We start from the raw sequence: 20760 nt of genomic DNA, 5'->3' as shown, positions 1-20760 counted from the left end.
CATGGACTCCCTTGTGGGGTGCGGTGCTACGAGTCTTGATCAACCTCGGCAGCGGCGCGACCGTACCAGAGGGTGCCTTCGCCGTACCGGCGCGAGCGCAGCACTTCGAAGCCCTCCGGCCAACCGAACTCCCCACCCCGAGTGCTGCGTTCCACGGTGACGAGTGCGCCGCCCGCGATCCAGCCCCCGGCCAGGAGTGTGATCAGCATCTCCCGTACCGCGTCGTCGGTGACCACGTACGGCGGGTCGAGAAAGACCAGGTCGTACGGGGTGCCCGGGGGCGGACCCGCGAGCACCCGCTCGGCGCGGTCGGTGCGCAGCTCGGCACCGGGGAGGTCCACCGTGCGGATGTTGGCGCGGATGGTGCGGGCCGCGCTCGCGTCCGACTCCACCAACAGGGTGTGCTCCGCGCCCCGGGAGAGCGCCTCCAGGCCGACCGCGCCGGAGCCGCCGAACAAGTCCAGCATCCGGGCACCGTGGATCGTCCCCCGCAGGGACTCCAGGGTGGAGAACATCGCCTCCCGTGCCTTGTCGGAGGTCGGGCGGGTGTTCCGGCCGGGCGGTACGGCCAGGCGGCGGCCGCCGGCCGCACCGGCGATCACGCGGGTCATGAGCTGCGCCAATCCTCGTCTGTGAGTAGCAGTCCTTCGTGGGTCGGCCACCACGCTATACGGGGACTCCCGGGCCGCGCGCAATCGCCGGGGCCCTGGTAACCGTGCGAGCAGCCCGCCGCGCTGCTCGCACAGCCCTCCCGCTCCGGGGTTACTCGGTGGGCGCCGCGGCCCCGAGCAGGGCCGGGGAGGCGTAGCGGGACCAGGAGAGGCAGCCGTCGGGCGGGCAGTACTCCGGGCGGCGCGGGTCGTGCCCGAGCTCGCGCAGCTTGGTGCGGACGGAGTCGGGTGTGCGGCCGAAGCGGGCGGCGATCCGGGCGACGGTCTCGTTCTCGTGGAAGCGGCGGACCAGCTCCTCCTCGTGCTGCGGCACCCACGGGGCGCCGTGTCCGGGGTACAGCTCGCGCAGCACGTCACGGTCGGGGATGGGCTCGGAGACGTCGGCGACGATGGCCAGGGCCCGCAGCGCGCGGTTGAGCGCGATCCGGAGGCTGGCGACGTCCTCGACGGGGAGGCGGAGCTTGCCGGAGGCGAGCGGGCTGGCGGCGGCTCCCTCACGCCAGCCGGTCAGGGTGAGGGTGACTTCGCGGTCGTCCTCGCTGGCGAGCTCGATCCGGAAGATCTTGTCACCGAGCGGGAGCTCGTTGAGATGACGGAATGCCATGGCAGGACCCCCAAGTGTCGTGCCAGGAACGCACCTTGAGGTGCGCCCTGAACACCTTCATTCTCTCCCGGGGCACTGACAATCGACCGGCCCTGCGAAGGTGCTCAACCGGGCATCGCCCCGGAGAGCGAGGGGCAACCTTCAGGGGCGCGGGGCTCTGCTTGGTGCATGGTCACTGACTGCGGAATACGGGCGTCAGCCCTTTTCGAGGTACTCCGCGCGGTCCTCGTCGAGGAGGCTCTCCAGGGCCGTGCGCAGGTCCGGGTGGTCGGCGAGGGTCGGGTCCTCGGCGACCAGGGTGGCGGCCTCCTCGCGGGCGGTGGCGATGACCTCCTCGTCCTCCAGCACGGAGAGCACCTTCAGCGAGGACTTCACCCCGGACTGCGCCTGCCCCAGTACATCGCCCTCACGACGCTGCTCCAGGTCGATCCGCGAGAGCTCGAAGCCGTCCAGGGTGCCGGCCACCGCGTCCAGCCGGGCGCGGGCCGCGCTGCCTGCGGGCATGTCGCTGACCAGCAGGCAGAGGCCGGGGGCGCTGCCTCGGCCCACCCGGCCGCGCAGCTGGTGCAGTTGGGAGACGCCGAAGCGGTCGGCGTCCATGATGACCATCACGGTGGAGTTGGGGACGTTGACGCCGACCTCGATCACGGTCGTGGCGACCAGGACGTCCACCTCCCCCGCCGTGAAACGCTTCATCACGTCGTCCTTGGCATCCGGTGCCAGCCGCCCGTGCAGGATCTCCACCCGCAGCCCGGCCAACGGGCCCTTGGTCAGCATCTCGGCCGTCTCGACCACCGAGAGCGGCGGCCTGCGGTCGTCACTGGACGCGCCCAGGTCCTCCGGGTCGTCCGGCAGGGACTTCGACCGCTTCTTCTTCGGGTCGTCCGGCTCGTCGCCGATCCGGGGGCAGACGACGTACGCCTGGTGGCCCTTGGCGACCTCCTCGCGGACGCGCTCCCAGGCGCGGGCAAGGAAGTTGGGCTTCTCTAGGGCGGGCACCACATGGCTGGAGATCGGCGAGCGCCCGGCCGGGAGCTGGTCGAGGACGGAGGTCTCCAGGTCGCCGAAGACCGTCATGGCCACGGTGCGCGGGATCGGGGTGGCCGTCATCACCAGCAGGTGCGGGGGCTGTTCGCCCTTGGCGCGCAGCGCGTCCCGCTGCTCGACGCCGAAGCGGTGCTGCTCGTCCACCACGACCAGGCCGAGGTCCTGGAACTGGATCCTGTCCTCGATCAGGGCATGGGTGCCGATGGTCACGCCGGCGTCGCCGCAGGCCATGTCGAGCATCGCCTGGCGCCTGGCCGGGGTGCCCATCGAACCGGTGAGCAGTACGACCTTGGTACCCAGCTCGGAGCCGCCGAGCATGCCGCCCTCGGCCAGGTCGCCCATCATCTCGACGATCGAGCGGTGGTGCTGCTGGGCCAGCACCTCGGTGGGCGCGAGCAGCACCGCCTGCCCGCCCGCGTCGACCACGGTGAGCATGGCGCGCAGCGCGACGAGCGTCTTGCCGGAGCCGACCTCGCCCTGGAGCAGGCGGTGCATCGGGTGGGCGCTCGCGAGGTCGGCGGCGATCTCGGCAAAGACCTTCTGCTGGCCGTCGGTGAGGGTGAACGGCAGCCGGGCGTCGAAGGCCGTCAACAGCCCGTCGGGGCGGGCCTGTCGGGGCACGGCGGGCAACGCGGCGTCGGCGGCCCGGCGTTGGGCGAGGGCGACCTGGAGGACGAAGGCCTCGTCCCAGCGCAGTCGGCTCTGGGCGCGCTCGCGCTCGGCCTGGCTGCGCGGGCGGTGGATGAGTTCGAGCGCCTCGGGCAGCGGGATCAGCCGGTGTTTCTCACGCAGTTCGGCGGGCAGCGGTTCGCCGACGTCGCCGAGGTGCTTGGTGAGGGCCGTCTCGATGCAGATCGACAGCTTCCAGCTGGGCATCTGGGCGCTGGCCGGGTAGACCGGGATGAGCCGTCCCGCGAACTGCTGGGCGGCCCCCGAATCGGCCTCCTCGTCCAGCAGCTGGTAGTCCGGGGAGGCGAGTTGGCGGGTGCGGTTGAACAGGCCGACCTTGCCGGCGAACAGGCCCTGGGCGCCGGGACGGAGCTCCTTCTGCCGCCAGCCCTGGTTGAAGAAGACCAGGGAGAGCCTGCTGCGCCCGTCGGTGACCACCACCTCGAGGCGGTCGCCCTTGCGCGCCTTGAAGGGGATCAGCGTGACCTTCTCGATCCGCGCGAGCACGGTGACGTGCTCGTCGACCTCCAGCTCGTCGAGGCTGGTGAGCTGGCCGCGCTCGACGTAGCGGCGCGGATAGTGGTGCAGCAGATCGCCGACCGTACGCAGCTTGAGACTGTCGGCCAGCACCTTCGCGGTGCGGTCGCCGACCAGCTTGGTCAGTGGTTCATCGAGAGCGCCCATCAGAGACTGTCTACACCACAGTCCCGACAATTCACTCCACCCCGATGAGCAGCGGTGCGGCCTCCTGCCCGCCGTCGAAGACCAGGGTGTCCACCTCGGGCCGCTGTTTGCGGGCCAGTGCGACCAGCTGCCCGGCCAGGTCCGCCGGTACGCCCTCGCCGAGGACCAGGGTGACCAGTTCGCCACCGGCGGCGAGCATCCGGGAGAGCACCACGGCGCCGGTCTCGGCGAGGTCGGTACCGATCACGGCCACGTCGCCGTCGATCAGGCCGAGTACGTCCCCGGCCTGGCAGACTCCGGCCATCGTCCAGGACTCCCCCTCGGCGACGGCGAGTTCGGCGTACCTGGTGGCTCCGGCGGCGGAGGTCATGGCGACGACGTCCTCGTCGAAGCGCCGGGCGCTCTCGTGCACGGCGAGCGCGGCCAGGCCCTGGACGGGCGAGCGGGTGGGCAGCACGGCGATCCGTACGCCCTCCTCGCGCAGCTGGTCGGCGGCGGCCCCGGCGGCGGCGCGCAGTTCGGGGTCGTTGAGCAGCAGGACGACCTCGCGGGCGGCGCAGCGGCGGACGGCCTCGGCGAGTTCGGCGCTGCCCGGCGGGCGGTCCGGGTCCGCCGGCAGGACGGCCGATCCGGCCTGCTCGCAGAGTTCGGCGAGGCCGGTGCCGGAGACCACGCTGAGGACGGCGCGGCCAGCGGTCTCGGGCACCGCCCGGGTGCGCTCCCCCGCACGGGCTGCGGCCTCGGCGAAGTGCGTGATCCGGATCCGGTGCGGTCGTCCGGCCTCGACCCCGGCCTCGACGGCGGCCCCGGCGTCGTCCACGTGCACATGGACGTTCCAGAGGCCGTCGCCGCCGCCGACCACCAGGGAGTCGCCGAGAGCGGCGAGCCGGGTGCGGAGCAGCGGGAGGGACTCGTCGGGGGCGTCCAGCAGGTAGATGACCTCGAAGGCGGGGTGGCCAGGACCCGGCGGCCGCTGGTGCCCCTCGCAGCTCTCGACGAGAGCTGCCTCGCCGAGGCCCTGGCGGAGGGCGACCGGGCCCATCGGGGTCTGCCCGGCGACCGCGTCGGCCAGCGCGCCGAGGACGGCGACCAGGCCGCGCCCGCCCGCGTCCACGACCCCGGCCTCGGCGAGGACGGCCAGCTGCTCGGGGGTGTGCATCAGCGCGGTGCGGGCGGCCCGGTAGGCGGTGTCGGCGGCTTCGGCGAGGCCGCCGGTGGTCCTGGCGGCGGCGCGGGCGGCCTCGGCGGCGACGGTGAGGAGGGTGCCTTCGACGGGTTCGGCGACGGCCTGGTAGGCGGCCTCGGCGGCCCGTTGCAGGGCCTGGCGGAAGATCGCGGGTTCGCCGCCCTGGGCAAGCACTTCGGCCATGCCGCGCAGCAGCTGGGCGAGCATCACCCCGGAGTTGCCCCGGGCACCGATCAGCGCGCCCCTGGCCATGGCCGCGGCGGCGGCGCCCAGTGTGGGGTCTTCGAGGTGCTCGGCGAAGCAGTGTTCGACGGCGGCGGCGGCCGACTCCACGGTGAGGTAGAGATTGGTTCCGGTGTCCCCGTCGGGGACGGGGTAGACGTTGAGCGCATCGATCTCCTCGCGGGCCTGGCCGAGGGCGGTCAGGGCGAGGCGGCTCCAGGTGCGGACGGTCGGGGCGTCGAGCGTGTCCAGCACCAGCTCTCCTCCGGGTGAACGCCACGGGAACACAACTGAACGCGGTGGCAAGGGGCGATACCCGCAGGTTATCGGTGGCCGCTGCCGCGTCGCGCGCAGGGCGATCGCCGCCGGTCACAGGGGGCAGCGGGAACGATCACAGGCCGGAGCATGGTAGTTTCGTTGAACGGGAACAGTCGTTGTATGCTCTCCCGGTTGCCTGGAACACCCCGGGCTCACCCCTTGATTCGATCCGGTCCACGCGAGTGGCTCGGGGGGATTCAGCCGGGGTTTTCGAACGTAAATGATCTGAAGTCTTGGAGTGACTCCTGTGGCTGCCAACTGCGACGTCTGCGGCAAGGGGCCGGGCTTCGGCAACAGCATCTCCCACTCACACCGCCGTACCCCCCGTCGTTGGAACCCCAACATTCAGACGGTGCGCGCTGTGATCGGGCGGACGCCGAAGCGGCTCAACGTCTGCACCTCGTGCATCAAGGCCGGTAAGGTCTCGCGCTGACGCGCAGACCGGTAAGCCGGTCCTCCGGATAGCCGATCCGCCCTCGGGTGGATCGGCTCTCTGTTTTTGTTCCCCGCATTCCGTGTTTCCGGATCTGCGTACACCGGCAGCCCGGGGCCCTCGCCCCGGGCTGCCGGTGTTTCGGGGCCGGTGCCCTCAGCGCCACTGCCAGCCGTGGTCGACCGGACCGATGCCCGCGCCGAGCGGAAAGCCCCGGCGGATCGCGCCGGTGACGTACGCCTTCGCCGCGCCCACCGCCTCCGGCACGGTGCGGCCCTTGGCCAGCTCGGCTGCGATCGCACTGGCCAGGGTGCAGCCGGTGCCGTGGGTGTGCCGGTTGTCGTAGCGCTCGGCGCGGTACCAGTACTCCTCGCCCGGGCCGCCGTAGAGCAGATCGACGGCCTCGCCCTCCAGGTGGCCGCCCTTGACCAGCACCCAGCACGGGCCGAGGTCGAGCAACGCCCTTGCGGCCCGGGGCATATCGCTCTCGCGCTCCACCTCGATACCGGTGAGCTGCGTCACCTCGTGCAGGTTGGGCGTCGCGAGGGTGGCCACCGGCAGCAGCCGCTCCCGCACGGTGGCGACGGCCTCGGCGGCGAGCAGGGCATCGCCGTGCTTGGAGACCCCTACCGGGTCCACCACCACGGGGGCCTGGACGCCGGCGAGCAGTTCGGAGACGGTCTCGACCAGCTCGACGGAGGCCAGCATGCCGGTCTTCACGGCCTGGACGCCGATGTCGTCCACCACGCTGCGGAACTGGGCGCGGACGGCGTCGGCGGGCAGCTCCCAGTAGCCCTGCACGCCGACCGAGTTCTGCGCGGTGACGGCGGTGATCACACTCATACCGTGCACGCCGAGGGCGAGCATCGTCTTGAGGTCTGCCTGGATGCCTGCGCCGCCGCCGGAGTCGGAACCGGCGACGGTGAGGACGCGAGGGGGTGCAGCGGCGGAAGGTACGGACGCACTCATACGGCCAAACCTACCGGGCACGGCTCACAGTCAGGGGCCGCCCGGGGGCGCTCAGAGCACGGCTTCCGATTCCAGCCAGCGGTCCTCGGGCACGGTCTTCAGCTGGACCACGGCCTCCGCGATCGGCACCAGCTTGATATCGGTGCCGCGCAGCGCGGTGAAGTGCCCGAAGGCGCCCTTGTGGACGGCCTCGACGGCGTGCCAGCCGAACCGGGTGGCGAGGACGCGGTCCCTGGCGGTGGGGATGCCGCCGCGCTGGGTGTGGCCGAGGATGACCGGACGGGCCTCCTTGCCGAGCAGGTTCTCCAGCTCGTTGGCGAGCCGGTTGCCGATGCCGCCGAAGGTCTGGTGGCCGTACTGGTCGATCTCACCGTGGTCGAAGCGGAGCGTGCCCGGGGCGGGCTTGGCGCCCTCGGCGACGGCGATGATGGCGAACTTCTTGTGGCGCTCGAAGCGTTCCTCGATCATCCGCGCCACCGCCTCGGTGTCGAAGGGCTTCTCGGGGATCAGGATGCCGTGCGCGCCGCCGGCCATTCCGGCGGTCAGGGTGATCCAGCCGGTGTGACGGCCCATCAACTCGACGACCATCACCCGTTGGTGGGACTCGGCGGTGGTCTTCAGACGGTCGATCGCCTCGGTGGCGACGTGCACGGCGGTGTCGAAGCCGAAGGTGACGTCGGTGGCGTCGATGTCGTTGTCGATGGTCTTCGGGACGCCGACCACGGGCAGCCCGGCGTCGGAGAACATCTTGGCGGCGGTCAGCGTGCCCTCGCCGCCGATCGCGATCAGGGCGTCGATGCCGGCGTTCCTGGCCAGCGTCTGGGCGTTCTCCACCGCCCAGTTGATCCGCTCGCGCTGGACCCGGGCCGAGCCCAGGATGGTGCCGCCGAGCGTGAGCAGACCGGTGACGTCGTCGTGCGAGACCGGGCGGGTGCGGCCCTCGATCAGCCCGAGGAAGCCGTCCTCGATGCCGATGATCTCGTCGCCGTGGACGTCGGTGCCTCGGTGCACCACCGAGCGGATCACCGCGTTGAGGCCGGGGCAGTCGCCTCCGCTGGTCAGGACGCCGATTCGCATGGTGGTTGTGCTCTCCGCTCCAGGGGCGGCACCGCCCCCGAGTAGATGGATCCTTACGGGCCGGGCAGACCGGACAAACCGGCCATGACCGACAGCGCAAGACTACGCGCCGAACCGCTCACGGACAGCATTCCCTCGCCTGCACCGCCCAGCCCTCCGGGCCGGTTGCAGAGCCTCAACGGCAAGGGGCAACCACCAGGGGCGCGGGGCCGCTACCCCTTCGCCCGGGGCCGGGTTCCTACTCCGACGCGAAGTGGTCCCAGCCGCCGACCCGGTCCCAGGGTGCGCCGTCCACGGTGACCTGCCCGCCGCGCGCGGCGCTCGCGGTACGGACCACACTGCCCACCACCCGCCAGCGGGCGGGCAGTTGGACGGAGCTCGGGAAGGTGGCCGCGATCGCGTGGTCCTCCCCGCCGGAGAGCACCCAGACCAGCGGATCAACCCCGACCGCCTGGCCGATGTCGGCCATCTGCGCCGGGACGTCGAAGTCGGCGGCGCGCAGGTCGATGTCCACCCCGCTGGCCTTGGCGACATGACCGAGGTCGGCCACCAGGCCGTCGCTGACATCCACCATCGACGTCGCGCCGAGGTCCGCACCGGCGGGACCTGCGTGGTACGGCGGCTCGGGACGGCGGTGCGCCTCGACGAAGGCACGCGGGGAGCGGAAGCCGCGCTGCAGCACGGTCAGTCCGGCCGCCGACCAGCCCAGCCAGCCGGTCACCGCGACCACGTCGCCGACCTGCGCGCCCGAACGCCGCACCGGGGAGCGGCCCTGCAGGTCGCCCAGCGCGGTGATCGCCAGCGTGATGGTGTCGCCGCGCACCACGTCGCCGCCGACCACGGCCGCGCCGGCGACCTGGCACTCGTCGCGCAGCCCGTCCATCAGTTCGGTGGCCCAGGTGGTGGGCAGGTCGGCGGGGGTGACCAGGCCCAGCAGTATCGCGGTCGGGACGGCGCCCATCGCGGCGATGTCCGCCAGGTTCTGGGCGGCGGACTTGCGGCCCACGTCATAGGCGGTGGACCAGTCCCGGCGGAAGTGCCGGCCCTCGATCAGCACGTCGCTGGTGGCGACCACCCGCCCGTCCGGCGCCTTGACCACCGCGGCGTCGTCCCCCGGTCCCAGTTCGACGGCCGGGGTCAGCGGCAGCCGGGCGGTCAGCTCCCGAATGAGTCCGAACTCGCCGAGCTCGCCCACGGTCCCCTGCATCTGCCGTCCTCTCCACAGACTGAAGCACTACTGATCTCAAGCACTGAACCCAACCCGCACCGTGCTCCGCACGCCCCCGCGCGCAGCGTACGCCTTCGGACCTTGCCGAAGTCTCCCCTCCCGGCCCCGCGGCGCGGTAGCGTGGTGATCGGACTGCCGGTCAGCCACCCCCGCCTGGAGGTCTCCCGTGGTACAGGCATACATCCTGATCCAGACCGAGGTGGGAAAGGCCACGGCAGTGGCCCAGGCCATCTCCAAGCTCGAAGGTGTCCTGCAGGCCGAGGACGTCACCGGGCCGTACGACGTCATCGTGCGCGCCGAGGCGGGGACGGTCGACGATCTGGGGCGCCTGGTCGTCGCCCGGATCCAACAGGTCGAGGGGATCACCCGGACACTGACCTGTCCGGTGGTGCACCTGTAAGCGCGACTACCATCGGCGGGTGCCTCGAAACCCCGTTCTGAGCGCCGCCCGCCTCAAGTCGCTGCCCGCCCCGGTGCGCTGGGCCGCGCCGCCGGCCGTCCTGCTGGGCTGTCTGTCGCTGGCCGTCGGCAGCTGGGGCGAGCCGGAGGTCGCTCCGCCGACACCCAACGCGACCGTGGCGGAGCTCTGCAGCGCGCTGCACAAGGCGCTGCCCCAGAGCGTTCTGGGGCACCGGCGGCACGACCCCTCGCCCGCCTCGCCGTACACCGCGGCCTGGGAGAGCTCGCCGCAGACGGTGCTGCGCTGCGGCATCGACCGGCCCGACTACCTCAACGACGACCCGCTGTCGTCCGCCCCCGAGGTCAACGACGTGCAGTTCGGCATGGGCCCGGACGGCCACGGCGGCTACCGCTTCGTCACCACCCTGCGCAAGGCGTACGTCGAGATCACCGTGCCCAAGGGCGCCTACCCGAACTACATCGACCCGCTCAGCTCTCTCACCGACGCGATCAAGGCCACAATCCCGGACGGCCTGTAGCCGTCCGGGGCCGTGGTCGGGCCCAGCGTGGTCGGGCCCAGCATGGTCGGGCCCAGCATGATCGGGCCCAGCATGATCGGACCCAGCGTGGCCGCGCTCAGCGCAGCCCGGTGGAGCGGCGCAGGGCCGCCTGGAGCAGACGGTCGATCAGCTCCGAGTACCCCACCCCGGTGGCCTCCCACATCTTGGGGTAGGCCGAGATGGGGGTGAAGCCGGGCATGGTGTTGATCTCGTTGACGACCCAGCTGCCGTCGGTGAGCAGGAAGAAGTCCACCCGGGCCAGGCCCTCGCAGCCGAACGCCTCGAAGGCGGCGACGGCCTGCCGCTGGATCTCGGCGGTCTCGCTCTCGGTGAGCTTCGCCGGGATCTGCACCTCGGAGGAGTCGATGTACTTGGCCTCGAAGTCGTAGAACTCGTAGTCGCCGCCGACCAGGATCTCCGCGGGGACGCTGCCGCGCGGTCCGTCCTCGAACTCCAGCACGGCGCACTCGATCTCGCGGCCCTCAAGACCGGCCTCGACGATCACCTTGGGGTCGTGCCGGCGGGCCTGCTCGATCGCGGCGTCCAGGTCGGCGAGGTCCTTGACCTTGCTGATGCCGATGCTGGAACCGGCCCGGCAGGGCTTCACGAAGAGCGGCAGGCCGAGCCCGGCGATCCGCTCGCGGGCCGCCGCGCGGCCGGCCTCGGACTCCCACTCGCGCGGCCTGACCACGGTGTACTCGCCGACACCGATGCCGTGCGACTGAAGGATCCGCTTGCTGTACTCCTTGTCCATGCCGGCCGCACTGGCCAGCACGCCGGAGCCAACGTAGGGGACACCGGAGAGTTCCAGCAGGCCCTGGAGGGTGCCGTCCTCGCCCCAGGGGCCGTGCAGCAGCGGCAGGACGACATCGACCTCGCCGAGCGCCTTGGGCGCGTCGCTGGACGTCGCCCAGACCACCTCGCGGCTGTCCGGGCTGACCGGCAGGACGACCTGGCCGTCGAGCGACTCGGCGATCTCGCCCACGTCGGGCAGCCGGCCGTCGGTGATCGCCATCCTGGCCGGCTCGTCGCTGACCAGCGCCCAGCGGCCCTCCTGGGTGATGCCGACCGGCAGCACCTCGTACTTGGTGCGGTCGATGGCCTTGAGCACGCTGCCGGCCGTGGAGACCGAGATGGCGTGCTCGGAGCTGCGACCGCCGAAGACGATCGCAACGCGCGGCTTGGCGCCCGAAGCGCCCGGGTTCGGGGAGTGCTGTTCGATGCTCATATCGCGGTTGAGACTACCGTGCGAGCCCTTTGGGGACACTGACCCACCCGGTCCGAGTTCGGCGACGCCCGGCCTCCACCGGCATTCGGCCCTCGGACGACCGGTCCTACCGGGCCTACCGGCGTTCCGGCTTCGCCGAGCGGGCCATCAGCGAGGCGAGCACCTCCTGGGTCGGCCGCCCGTGGTGCACCACGTCCACCACGGCCTCGACGATCGGCATCTCGACGCCGCTGCGGCGGGCCAGATCGAGCACCGACTCGCAGGACTTGACGCCCTCGGCGGTCTGCTTGGTCGCCGCGATGGTCTCCTCGACCGTCATTCCGCGGCCGAGGTTGGTGCCGAAGGTGTGGTTGCGGGAGAGCGGCGAGGAGCAGGTGGCCACCAGGTCGCCCATCCCGGCCAGCCCGGCGAAGGTCAGCGGGTCGGCGCCGAGCGCAAGGCCCAGGCGGGTGGTCTCGGCCAGCCCGCGGGTCATCAGGGTCGCCTTGCTGTTGTCGCCCAGACCCATCCCGTCGGCCATGCCGACCGCCAGCGCGATCACGTTCTTGACCGCACCGCCGAGCTCGCAGCCGAGCACGTCGGTGTTGGTGTACGCGCGGAAGTACGAGGTGTGGCAGGCCGCCTGGAGCCGCTTGGCGACCACCTCGTCGGTGCAGGCGACCACACACGCGGCCGGCTGCCGGTTGGCGATCTCTCCGGCCAGGTTGGGTCCGCTGACCACCGCGACGCGCTCGGGACCGACCCCGGCGACCTCCTGGATGACCTCGCTCATCCGCTTGGCGGTGCCGAGTTCGATGCCCTTCATCAGACTGACCAGCACCGTCTCGGGGCCGATCAACGGGGCCCAGGCGGCCAGGTTCTGACGCAGCGTCTGGGACGGCACGGCCAGCACGGCGAAGTCCGCACCGGCCAGCGCCCGGGCCGGGTCGGTGGTGGCGCGGATGCTCTCCGGCAGCTGGACCCCGGGCAGGTAGTCGGGGTTGACGTGGGTCTGTTCGATCGCGTCCACCAGCTCCTGGCGGCGGCCCCAGAGGGTCACCTCGCAGCCGGCGTCAGCCAGGATCATGGCGAACGGGGTACCCCAGGAACCGGTCCCGAAGACGGCGCAGCGGGTCACTTGGAACTCTCCTCGGTACCTTCGGTCTTCTTGCTCTTTGCGGCGGCAGCCGCGGCCCGCGCACGGGCGGCCTTGCGCATGTCGTAGCGCTCGGCCGGTGCCTGTTCGCCGCGGATGTCGGCGAGCACGGCGGTGATGGCCGCCATGATGTCGTCGGTGGCCTCCCGGAGCACCTTGGCGGTGAGCTCCTGGCCCTGGTACTTGCTCAGGTCGACCGGCGGACCGGCCGCGACGGTCACCCGGTGCCGGGGGAAGAGGTTGAACTTGCCCTTCCCGCCCCGACCGTACGGCGGAATGATCTCGTGCGCACCCCAGTGTGCCACCGGGATCACCGGTGCCCCGGTCATCAGCGCGACCCGGGCGGCGCCGCTCTTGCCGGTCATCGGCCACAGGTCGGGATCGCGCGTGAGGGTGCCCTCGGGGTAGAACTGCACGCACTGGCCCCGGTCGATCGCGTCGATCGCCGCACGGAACGCCTCGGCCGCGTCCGTGGAATCGCGGAACACCGGGATCTGGCCGGTCTTTCGGAGCATGAAGCCGATGAACGGCACCGAGAAGAGCGAGGACTTGCCCAGTATCCGAGGCGGCCGGCCGCTGTTGTACTGCCAGTGCGCGTACACCACGGGGTCGATGATCGAGTTGTGGTTCACCACCGTGAGGAAGCCGCCCTCCTTGGGCAGGTGCTCCCAACCCCGCCAGTCGGGCTTCACCAGGGCGGTGGTCACCGGCTTCACGAGCACGGCCGCGAAGCGGTACCAGATCCCGTAGTCGGCGTTGCCGAATCTGGCGTACGAGCGGCGGGCCACCCCAGCTCCTCCTCATCCGGTGCGGCACTCGGGGTGCCGCAGATCGTTCCTCGCGCCCCGGTCTCCCCGGGCGCGGATCAGTCTCGCCCGTCGCCTCACCGGCTGTCGAGGAGCCTCCCCCGACGGCCGAGGGCAAGTGACCAATCGCACGTCCACCCGTGCGGCACCCGCCTGGCCAGGGCTTTGGCACCGACGCCACAATGACGCCGATGACCCAGGACACGGTACGCCCCGTCGAGCCCGTCCCGCCCGCTGCCCGCCCCGGCTGGTCGCTGGTGCTGCCGGTGAAATCGCTCGCCCTGGCCAAGAGCCGCCTCGGCGCCTTCGCCGGTGAACGGCGCCCCGCGCTGGCACTCGCCTTCGCCCTGGACACGGTGACCGCCGCGCTGGCCTGCCGCTCCGTGGCACGGGTCCTGGTGGTCACCCAGGACCGGGCGGCCGGGCCGGAGTTGGCCAGGATCGGTGCACTGGTTCTCGACGACGAACCCGGCGGGGGCCTCAACCCGGCGCTCGCGCACGGCGCGGCGCACGCCCGGCGGATCGCTCCGCACTCCCCCGTCGCCGCGCTCTCCGCCGACCTCCCCGCCCTGCGGCCCGCCGAACTCGCCCGTGTCCTGGCCGCCGTACCGCGCACCGGACGGGCCTTCCTGGCCGACGCGCCCGGCCTTGGCACCACCCTGCTGGCCTGTGCGCCCGGCTCCCCGCTGCAACCCGAGTTCGGCGGCGCGAGCCGGGCCCGGCACGCGGCCGGCGGCGCGTACGAGATCACACTGCCCGACGTCCCGTCCGTACGCCGGGATGTGGACACCGGCCGGGATCTCGCCGCCGCCCTCGCCCTCGGCCTCGGCCCCCATACCGCCGCAGCCGCCACTCCCCTGTTCCAGTCGGCCCGCGGCTGAGCTGCCTGAAGCAGCCCGACAATGGCCCGGGCCAGGACCCGTGGCCGGGGCGCCCCGATATGCTGCGGGTATGCAGGCCACCGCGTTCACCTTCGACCCCGACACCCGCGCGGGCTCCGTGCTGCTCGACGACGGCACGCCCGTGCCGTTCGACGCGGCGGCCTTCGACGCCGGGGGTCTGCGGCTGCTGCGGCCCGGCCAGCGGGTGCGGATCCGTACCGAGGGTGACGGCGACAGCCGCCGGGTGGTCTTCGTGACCCTGCAGACCTTCCCCGACCCGGCCGAGGACCAGCGCCCGGTCTGAGACCGACCCGCGCTCCCTATTGCCGGTCGGTCTACGACCGGCCACGGACGCCCCGGCGGCTACCGCTGCGGCACCACACGGACGGCGTGCGAGCGCCCGGCCATGGTGAAACTTAGCGTCAACTCCCCGTCCCGTTCGAGGAATTCCGCCACCCGCTGCTCCGCGCCCGGCCCGAAGAAGTACCGGTAAGCCTGGTACTGCGTCCAGCCGAGCGGCAGCACTCTCAGCGCCTCCCAGAGCGCGACCAGCGCGTCCGAGAGCTGGTTGAAGGTGGCGGGGGCGGTGATGTCCTCGATCGACACCGTGACGGCCGTTCCGGATCCTCTGCTGCTCACTGCTGCTCCCGCTCCTCGTCCAACTCGGCCCAGACCCTCTCGGCCGTCGGGCTGTAGTCATGTCCGTAACGGTCCGCGTCGGCCAGGACGTCGAGGACGGCCAGCTCCTCCTGCTCGGTGAGACCGGCCGGGAGGGGTGCCTCCACCAGATAGCCCCCGCCCGGGCGGAGCCGGACGCAGGCCCGCGTCCGGGCCGCCACGGCGAGCCGATATGCGAGGTCAAACACCCTGGTGGTTCGCACGCCACGCCTCTCCCCGCGAGCGGCCAATCACGGAACGTGAATCTAAAGCATTAGATTTCACCTGATGCATTAGATTGTCAACACTGAGTCACCCGATCTGCCCTACGGGAGAGCCAGATGTCGAGGAGCGAGCCCGCGTACCTGCCCATCGCCGACGATCTGCGCAGGCGCATCAACCAGGGCGAATGGAAACCGGGCGAGCGTCTCCCGTCCCGGGCCAAGCTGGCCGAGGAGTACGGAGCCCACCCGTTCGCGCTCCAGCGCGCCCAGGAACTGCTGATCGCCGAGGGCCTGCTGGAGGGCCGCAGCGGCTCGGGCACCTTCGTGCGCCTGCCGACCGAGCGCCGACGGCTGCTCCGGTCCCGCCACCTCTCGCTGAGCAGCGGCCTGCGCTTCTTCGCCGAGCCCGACCAGCTCGGCCCGCAGGACACCTTCGAGAGCCACAGCCGCAGCCACATCCCGGCCCCACCGGAGATCGCCGCCCGACTCGGCATCGAGGAGGGCGAGCCGGTGTCCTGCACCAGCTACGAGTTCCTGGTCGATCGCAAGCCCGCCCAGCTCGCCGACAGCTGGGAGCCGATGAACCTCGTCCGGGACACCTCGGTGCGGATGCCCGAGTTCGGTGCGCGCAAGCACCAGGGTGTGGTGCAGCGAATGGCGCTGATCGGGATCGTCATCGACTTCGCCGTGGAGACCGTCCGTCCCGGCCGCGCCAACGCGGACCAGGCCCTGAGGCTCGGTGTCTCCACCGGCGATCTGGTCACGCTGATCGAGCGGACCTACTTCGACATCGACGGCCGCGCGGTGGAGACCGCCGACTTCGTCATTCCGGACGCCGGCTGGGAGATCAGCTACGAACTCCCGGTCGAGCGGCCCTAGGGCCTGCCCGTCGCCGAGGCCCTCCGGCGCCAGGAGACAGAAGAGCCGTGGCGGCTCGCTCCGGGATCTCCCGGTCGCGAACCGCCACGGCTCACGGCTCTTCACGAGCCGTCCACTGCTACTGCGTCGAAAGCCTGTCGGACCTTACTTGGCGGCCGACTTGCGCGCGGTGGTCTTGCGCGTGGCGGTCTTCTTCGCCGGAGCGGTCTTCTTGACGGCCGTCGCCTTCTTGGCGGCGGTGGCCTTCTTGACCGCGGCGGCCGGGGTGGCCTTCTTGGTGGCCGTGGCCTTCTTCGCCGCAGCGGTCTTGGTGGCGGTGGTCTTCTTGACCGCCGTCTTGACCGCCGTCGCCTTCTTGGCCGCGGTGGCGGTGGCCTTCTTCGCCGCAGTGGCGGTGGTCTTCTTCGCGGCCGCCTTCTTGGCGGCGGCGGTGGTACCCGCGGCAGCGGCGCGCTTGGTGGCCGCGCGCTTGGCGGCCGGGGTCGCGGCGACGCCGGCCTTGCCCGGGGTGAGCGAGCCCTTGGGGGCCTTCTTCACCGAGGGGCCTTCCTTCGGCAGCTTCTTGCTGCCGCTGACCAGGTCCTTGAAGCCCTGGCCGGGACGGAAGCGCGGCACGGAGGTCTTCTTGACCTTGACCTTCTCGCCGGTCTGCGGGTTACGGGCGAAGCGCGCGGAGCGCTCCACCTTCTCGAAGGTGCCGAAGCCGGTGACCGAGACCCGGTCTCCGGCCACCACGGCACGCACCATGGTGTCGAGCACTGCATCGACGGCCTCTGCGGCAGCCTTGCGACCACCCAGCTGCTCGGCCACCGCTTCGACAAGCTGAGCCTTGTTCACGTCTTCCCCTTCGGAAACGGGCGCCGGATGATTCCATCCGTTCTTTTCGCACGTTAGGTATGTATCTGCGGACTTTCAATTACCAAACGCGCGAATCACCCTAGTGTCGCAATGGATTTGCGCGTCGGCGACCTCAGTCGAGTGGCATGTGCCGCTCGTCGAGGTCTTGTACAAAGCGACTCAACCGCCTTGCCGCCTCCGGAAGATCATGCTTGGCGGTCTCCGTGACGATCAGCAGTTGACGGGTGAGAGCGGTCTTTGCCTCTGTTGACACGTTCAGCGCATGAACGCGTGCATGAGCTTGCTTCAACCGCTCGGCCACAAGCGCGTAGAGCGCTGCGACTTCCGGCTCGTCCGGTTCCTCAGCGGGTGAGGTCTGGTCGTCCGGCCGATCGTCAATTCGACTCTCGGCGGCACCGTCCGTCCCCTCCGACGACGCGGGTTCGCCGCCCGCGTACGGTGGTTCAAGGTGCCGGTGCATGCAACGATTGTGCCATCTGTACAGAGTTGCGCTGCGCACACCCCTCTCCGACAAATCTTCGCAAGTATCGCGAGCACGCGTCAGACCCGAACTCGGGGCCGGAACTGCCGATGGCCCGCCCCCCCGAAGGGGAGCGGGCCATGCATCGGACCGTCAGAAAGAAGGCGCTCAGGCAACGGGCAGCGTACGCGGCTTGAAGGCCGGGCGAGTGGCCTCGAAGGCCGCGATGTCGGTCTCGTTCTGCAGCGTGATGCTGATGTCGTCGAGGCCGCCCAGCAGCCGCCAACGGACATTGTCATCCAGTTCGAACGGCGCGTTGACGCCCTCGGCGCGGACCTCGCGGGCCTCGAGGTCAACGGTGATCTCGGCACTCGGATCGGCCTCGGTGAGTGCCCAGAGCCGCTCCACCGTCTCCTGCGGCAGGACCACCGTCAGCAGGCCGTTCTTCAGCGAGTTACCGCGGAAGATGTCGGCGAAACGGGAGGAGATAACCGCCGCGAAACCGTAGTTCTGCAGTGCCCAGACCGCGTGTTCACGAGAGGAACCGGTACCGAACTCCGGTCCGGCCACCAGCACCGTGGCACCCTTGCGCTCGGGCTGGTTGAGGATGAACTCCGAGTCCTTGCGCCATGCCTCGAACAGTCCGTCCTCAAATCCGGAACGGGTGACCTTCTTCAACCAGTGCGCGGGGATGATCTGGTCGGTGTCGACATTGCTGCGACGCAGCGGAACGGCCCGGCCGGTGTGCGTGGTGAACTTCTCCATGATCAGGCCTCCACACTGTGCTTGATCGAAACGGCAGGGGCGGACAGATCGGCGGGCGAGGCCAGGCGGCCCAGGACGGCGGTCGCGGCGGCGACCTGAGGGGACACCAGGTGGGTACGGCCGCCCTTGCCCTGCCGACCCTCGAAGTTGCGGTTCGAGGTGGAGGCGCAGCGCTCACCGGGAGCCAGCTGGTCGGGGTTCATGCCCAGGCACATCGAGCAGCCCGCGTGCCGCCATTCGGCGCCGGCGGCGGTGAACACCTTGTCCAGACCCTCGTCGATGGCCTGGAGCGCGACCCGTACCGAGCCGGGGACGACCAGCATCCGCACGCCCTCGGCGACGCTGCGGCCCTCCAGAACGGCAGCGGCGGCCCGCAGGTCCTCGATCCGGCCGTTGGTGCAGGAGCCGACGAAGACGGCGTCCACCGCGACCTCGCGCAGCGGCGTACCGGCCTCCAGTCCCATGTACTTGAGCGCGTTCTCGGCGGCGGTCCGCTCCTGCGGGTCCTCGAAGGAGGCAGGATCCGGCACCGTGGCGCCCAGCGGCGCGCCCTGGCCCGGGTTGGTACCCCAGGTGACGAACGGCGTCAGCTCGTTCGCGTCGATGAACACCTCGGCGTCGAAGACCGCGTCCTCGTCGGTGACCAGGGTCTTCCAGTACTCGACGGCGGCGTCCCAGTCCTCGCCCTCGGGGGCGTGCGGACGGCCCTGGAGGTAGTCGAAGGTGGTCTGGTCGGGGGCGATCATGCCGGCCCGGGCACCCGCCTCGATCGACATGTTGCAGATGGTCATCCGGGCCTCCATGGAGAGGCTGCGGATCGCCGAGCCGCGGTACTCCAGGACGTAGCCCTGGCCGCCGCCGGTGCCGATCCTGGTGATGACGGCCAGGATCAGGTCCTTGGCGGTGACGCCGCCGGGCAGCTCGCCCTCGACGGTGATCGCCATGGTCCTGAACGGGGCCAGCGGCAGCGTCTGGGTGGCCAGCACATGCTCGACCTGACTGGTGCCGATGCCGAACGCCAGCGCGCCGAAGGCGCCGTGGGTGGAGGTGTGAGAGTCGCCACAGACCACGGTGGTGCCGGGCTGGGTCAGGCCCAGCTGCGGGCCGACCACGTGCACGACGCCCTGCTCGACGTCGCCCAGCGAGTGGATGCGCACGCCGAACTCCTCGGCGTTCCTGCGCAGGGTCTCCAGCTGGATCCGGGAGACCGGGTCGGCGATCGGCTTGTCGATGTCCAGGGTGGGGGTGTTGTGGTCCTCGGTGGCGATGGTGAGGTCGGTCCGGCGGACCTTCCGGCCGGCCAGCCGCAGACCGTCGAACGCCTGGGGGCTGGTCACCTCGTGCAGCAGGTGCAGATCAATGTAGAGCAGGTCGGGCTCGCCCTCGGCGCGCCGGACGACGTGGTCGTCCCAGACCTTCTCTGCGAGTGTCCGTCCCATCGCTTTCCCTCCAGCCGGCCGCTCTGCCGGCCTTCTCGTGTCCTCGAGGTCTTCCCGTGCCGCCTGGTGAGGCTCGGCAGTCGGACCCGCACGCCGGATCTGTTGTCCAGGATGTGGACACCCTGGTGAGGGGCCACCCTGGGTTTCTCCCGGGCTGCTCCATCAAGAGTGGCGCTTTTCCGGCGAGATTGAACTTGCGTCTCGCCCACTGAGACTGCAGTATCGAGACATGGACAACACTAGCGGCGTCGGCGTTCTCGACAAGGCCGCTCTGGTGCTCAGTGCACTGGAGTCGGGCCCCGCCACGTTGGCGGGGCTGGTCGCCGCCACCGGTCTGGCGCGGCCCACCGCCCACCGACTCGCCGTCGCACTCGAACACCACCGCCTGGTCACCAGGGACATGCAGGGCCGTTTCATCCTCGGCCCCCGACTTGCCGAACTCTCCGCCGCGGCGGGCGAGGACCGGCTGCTCGCCACCGCGGGCCCGGTGCTGACCCACCTGCGCGACGTCACCGGCGAGAGCGCACAGCTCTACCGCCGCCAGGGCGAGATGCGGATCTGCGTTGCCGCCGCCGAGCGGCTCTCCGGCCTGCGGGACACCGTCCCGGTCGGCAGCACCCTGCCGATGAAGGCCGGCTCGGCCGCCCAGGTCCTGCTGGCCTGGGAGGAGCCCGAGCGGCTCCACCGCGGCCTCCAGGGCGCCCGCTTCACCGCCACCGCGCTCAGCGGCGTACGGCGGCGCGGCTGGGCCCAGTCCATCGGGGAGCGGGAGCCCGGCGTGGCCTCCGTCTCCGCGCCCGTACGGGGCCCCTCCAACCGCGTGGTGGCCGCCGTCTCCGTCTCAGGGCCGATCGAGCGGCTGACCCGTCACCCGGGCCGGCTGCACGCCCAGGCCATCATCGAGGCCGCAAACCGCCTCACCGAGGCACTGCGCCGCGGCTGAAACACAGCACGGAAAGGGCCGCTCCGAATTCTCGGAGCGGCCCTTTCCGTATGCATTCTGAAAAACAAAAAAGCCCCGGATCCACCGGGGCTGAACTACTGGCTGGGGTACCAGGACTCGAACCTAGACTAAATGAACCAGAATCACTCGTGCTGCCAATTACACCATACCCCAACAAAGCGCTCGGCCGATGGGATTCTCACCCACCGGCCTTGCCGCTCTGGTACCCCCGACCGGATTCGAACCGGCGCTACTGCCGTGAGAGGGCAGCGTGCTAGGCCGCTACACAACGGGGGCTTTCTTGGCGATCCCTTGCGGAACCAGTACCCCCGACCGGATTCGAACCGGCGCTACTGCCGTGAGAGGGCAGCGTGCTAGGCCGCTACACAACGGGGGCTTTCTTGGCGATCCCTTGCGG

Annotated in this window: 23 protein-coding genes and 3 tRNA genes; 7 read left to right on the top strand and 19 right to left on the bottom strand. The window is 71.0% G+C overall.

Annotated features, from left to right (window positions below; genetic code table 11):
• Positions 1 to 26: 26 nt before the first annotated feature.
• From rsmD to P3T39_RS32905, 4 genes are all read right to left on the bottom strand, one after another.
• Positions 27 to 611, bottom strand: a complete 585-nt coding sequence (gene rsmD / locus P3T39_RS32920) for a 16S rRNA (guanine(966)-N(2))-methyltransferase RsmD (RefSeq protein ID WP_280702926.1) — start codon at positions 609 to 611, stop codon at positions 27 to 29.
• Between the two features lie 151 nt (positions 612 to 762).
• Positions 763 to 1275, bottom strand: coding sequence for a hypothetical protein (locus P3T39_RS32915; RefSeq protein ID WP_280702925.1), 513 nt, complete (start codon positions 1273 to 1275; stop codon positions 763 to 765).
• A 195-nt stretch (positions 1276 to 1470) separates the two neighbouring features.
• Positions 1471 to 3675 carry an ATP-dependent DNA helicase RecG gene (recG, locus tag P3T39_RS32910; protein ID WP_280702924.1) on the bottom strand — a complete coding sequence of 735 codons (2205 nt, stop codon included), beginning with the start codon at positions 3673 to 3675 and terminating at the stop codon, positions 1471 to 1473.
• A 31-nt stretch (positions 3676 to 3706) separates the two neighbouring features.
• The gene (locus P3T39_RS32905; RefSeq protein ID WP_280702923.1) at positions 3707 to 5338 is read right to left on the bottom strand and encodes a DAK2 domain-containing protein; all 1632 of its coding nucleotides are present in this window, start codon (positions 5336 to 5338) and stop codon (positions 3707 to 3709) included.
• Between the two features lie 310 nt (positions 5339 to 5648).
• Between P3T39_RS32905 and rpmB the strand changes: the two genes are divergently transcribed.
• Positions 5649 to 5834, top strand: a complete 186-nt coding sequence (gene rpmB, locus P3T39_RS32900; protein ID WP_014138233.1) for a 50S ribosomal protein L28 — start codon at positions 5649 to 5651, stop codon at positions 5832 to 5834.
• 156 nt (positions 5835 to 5990) lie between these two features.
• On the opposite strand, the gene thiD is transcribed toward rpmB, so the two are convergent.
• From thiD to P3T39_RS32885, 3 genes are all read right to left on the bottom strand, one after another.
• Positions 5991 to 6803, bottom strand: coding sequence for a bifunctional hydroxymethylpyrimidine kinase/phosphomethylpyrimidine kinase (gene thiD / locus P3T39_RS32895; RefSeq protein WP_280702922.1), 813 nt, complete (start codon positions 6801 to 6803; stop codon positions 5991 to 5993).
• A 51-nt stretch (positions 6804 to 6854) separates the two neighbouring features.
• A complete protein-coding gene (locus tag P3T39_RS32890) occupies positions 6855 to 7880 on the bottom strand; it encodes a 6-phosphofructokinase (protein WP_280702921.1) in 1026 nt (341 codons plus the stop codon).
• A gap of 238 nt (positions 7881 to 8118) precedes the next feature.
• Positions 8119 to 9087 carry a thiamine-phosphate kinase gene (locus P3T39_RS32885; protein ID WP_280702920.1) on the bottom strand — a complete coding sequence of 323 codons (969 nt, stop codon included), beginning with the start codon at positions 9085 to 9087 and terminating at the stop codon, positions 8119 to 8121.
• Between the two features lie 187 nt (positions 9088 to 9274).
• Between P3T39_RS32885 and P3T39_RS32880 the strand changes: the two genes are divergently transcribed.
• Both P3T39_RS32880 and P3T39_RS32875 read left to right on the top strand, forming a co-directional pair.
• Complete coding sequence (locus P3T39_RS32880; RefSeq protein ID WP_280702918.1) at positions 9275 to 9508, top strand: Lrp/AsnC ligand binding domain-containing protein; 234 nt, start codon at positions 9275 to 9277, stop codon at positions 9506 to 9508.
• 19 nt (positions 9509 to 9527) lie between these two features.
• Positions 9528 to 10046 (top strand): DUF3515 domain-containing protein, encoded by a 519-nt coding sequence (locus P3T39_RS32875; RefSeq protein WP_280702917.1) that lies wholly within the window; start codon positions 9528 to 9530, stop codon positions 10044 to 10046.
• Between the two features lie 97 nt (positions 10047 to 10143).
• On the opposite strand, the gene P3T39_RS32870 is transcribed toward P3T39_RS32875, so the two are convergent.
• The 3 genes from P3T39_RS32870 to P3T39_RS32860 form a co-directional block, all read right to left on the bottom strand.
• Complete coding sequence (locus tag P3T39_RS32870; RefSeq protein ID WP_280702916.1) at positions 10144 to 11295, bottom strand: D-alanine--D-alanine ligase family protein; 1152 nt, start codon at positions 11293 to 11295, stop codon at positions 10144 to 10146.
• Between the two features lie 115 nt (positions 11296 to 11410).
• Positions 11411 to 12412, bottom strand: coding sequence for an NAD(P)H-dependent glycerol-3-phosphate dehydrogenase (locus tag P3T39_RS32865; RefSeq protein WP_280702915.1), 1002 nt, complete (start codon positions 12410 to 12412; stop codon positions 11411 to 11413).
• A complete protein-coding gene (locus tag P3T39_RS32860; protein WP_280702914.1) occupies positions 12409 to 13218 on the bottom strand; it encodes a lysophospholipid acyltransferase family protein in 810 nt (269 codons plus the stop codon). Before P3T39_RS32860 ends, P3T39_RS32865 begins: the two co-directional genes overlap by 4 nt.
• Positions 13219 to 13427: 209 nt before the next feature.
• Here P3T39_RS32860 and cofC point away from each other — a divergent pair, with 209 nt between their 5' ends.
• On the top strand, positions 13428 to 14117 hold the full coding sequence (gene cofC / locus P3T39_RS32855) for a 2-phospho-L-lactate guanylyltransferase (RefSeq protein WP_280702913.1): 690 nt from the start codon (positions 13428 to 13430) through the stop codon (positions 14115 to 14117).
• A 70-nt stretch (positions 14118 to 14187) separates the two neighbouring features.
• A complete protein-coding gene (locus P3T39_RS32850; protein WP_280702912.1) occupies positions 14188 to 14421 on the top strand; it encodes a hypothetical protein in 234 nt (77 codons plus the stop codon).
• Between the two features lie 59 nt (positions 14422 to 14480).
• Here P3T39_RS32850 and P3T39_RS32845 read toward each other — a convergent pair whose 3' ends face one another.
• A complete protein-coding gene (locus tag P3T39_RS32845; protein ID WP_280702911.1) occupies positions 14481 to 14756 on the bottom strand; it encodes a hypothetical protein in 276 nt (91 codons plus the stop codon).
• Positions 14753 to 14998, bottom strand: coding sequence for a hypothetical protein (locus P3T39_RS32840; protein WP_280702910.1), 246 nt, complete (start codon positions 14996 to 14998; stop codon positions 14753 to 14755). Before P3T39_RS32840 ends, P3T39_RS32845 begins: the two co-directional genes overlap by 4 nt.
• 117 nt (positions 14999 to 15115) lie before the next feature.
• On the opposite strand from P3T39_RS32840, the gene P3T39_RS32835 reads away from it, so the two are divergent.
• A complete protein-coding gene (locus P3T39_RS32835) occupies positions 15116 to 15877 on the top strand; it encodes a GntR family transcriptional regulator (protein WP_280702909.1) in 762 nt (253 codons plus the stop codon).
• A 144-nt stretch (positions 15878 to 16021) separates the two neighbouring features.
• Here P3T39_RS32835 and P3T39_RS32830 read toward each other — a convergent pair whose 3' ends face one another.
• From P3T39_RS32830 to leuC, 4 genes are all read right to left on the bottom strand, one after another.
• Positions 16022 to 16714 carry an HU family DNA-binding protein gene (locus tag P3T39_RS32830; protein WP_280702908.1) on the bottom strand — a complete coding sequence of 231 codons (693 nt, stop codon included), beginning with the start codon at positions 16712 to 16714 and terminating at the stop codon, positions 16022 to 16024.
• A gap of 133 nt (positions 16715 to 16847) precedes the next feature.
• Complete coding sequence (locus tag P3T39_RS32825) at positions 16848 to 17036, bottom strand: hypothetical protein (RefSeq protein ID WP_280702943.1); 189 nt, start codon at positions 17034 to 17036, stop codon at positions 16848 to 16850.
• Positions 17037 to 17363: 327 nt separating this feature from the next.
• On the bottom strand, positions 17364 to 17960 hold the full coding sequence (gene leuD / locus P3T39_RS32820) for a 3-isopropylmalate dehydratase small subunit (protein ID WP_280702907.1): 597 nt from the start codon (positions 17958 to 17960) through the stop codon (positions 17364 to 17366).
• 2 nt (positions 17961 to 17962) lie between these two features.
• A complete protein-coding gene (leuC, locus tag P3T39_RS32815) occupies positions 17963 to 19399 on the bottom strand; it encodes a 3-isopropylmalate dehydratase large subunit (protein ID WP_280702906.1) in 1437 nt (478 codons plus the stop codon).
• A 229-nt stretch (positions 19400 to 19628) separates the two neighbouring features.
• On the opposite strand from leuC, the gene ndgR reads away from it, so the two are divergent.
• Complete coding sequence (gene ndgR, locus P3T39_RS32810) at positions 19629 to 20342, top strand: IclR family transcriptional regulator NdgR (protein WP_030275730.1); 714 nt, start codon at positions 19629 to 19631, stop codon at positions 20340 to 20342.
• Positions 20343 to 20441: 99 nt separating this feature from the next.
• On the opposite strand, the gene P3T39_RS32805 is transcribed toward ndgR, so the two are convergent.
• From P3T39_RS32805 to P3T39_RS32795, 3 genes are all read right to left on the bottom strand, one after another.
• Positions 20442 to 20516 (bottom strand) — tRNA-Gln (locus P3T39_RS32805).
• A 47-nt stretch (positions 20517 to 20563) separates the two neighbouring features.
• Positions 20564 to 20639 (bottom strand) — tRNA-Glu (locus P3T39_RS32800).
• Between the two features lie 27 nt (positions 20640 to 20666).
• Positions 20667 to 20739, bottom strand: a tRNA-Glu gene (locus P3T39_RS32795).
• Positions 20740 to 20760: the final 21 nt, after the last annotated feature.

The organism is Kitasatospora sp. GP82 (assembly GCF_029892105.1).
Lineage (GTDB): Bacteria > Actinomycetota > Actinomycetes > Streptomycetales > Streptomycetaceae > Kitasatospora.
The sequence above is the reverse complement of the archived record's forward strand: the minus strand, read 5'-3'. Positions and strand labels throughout refer to the sequence as shown.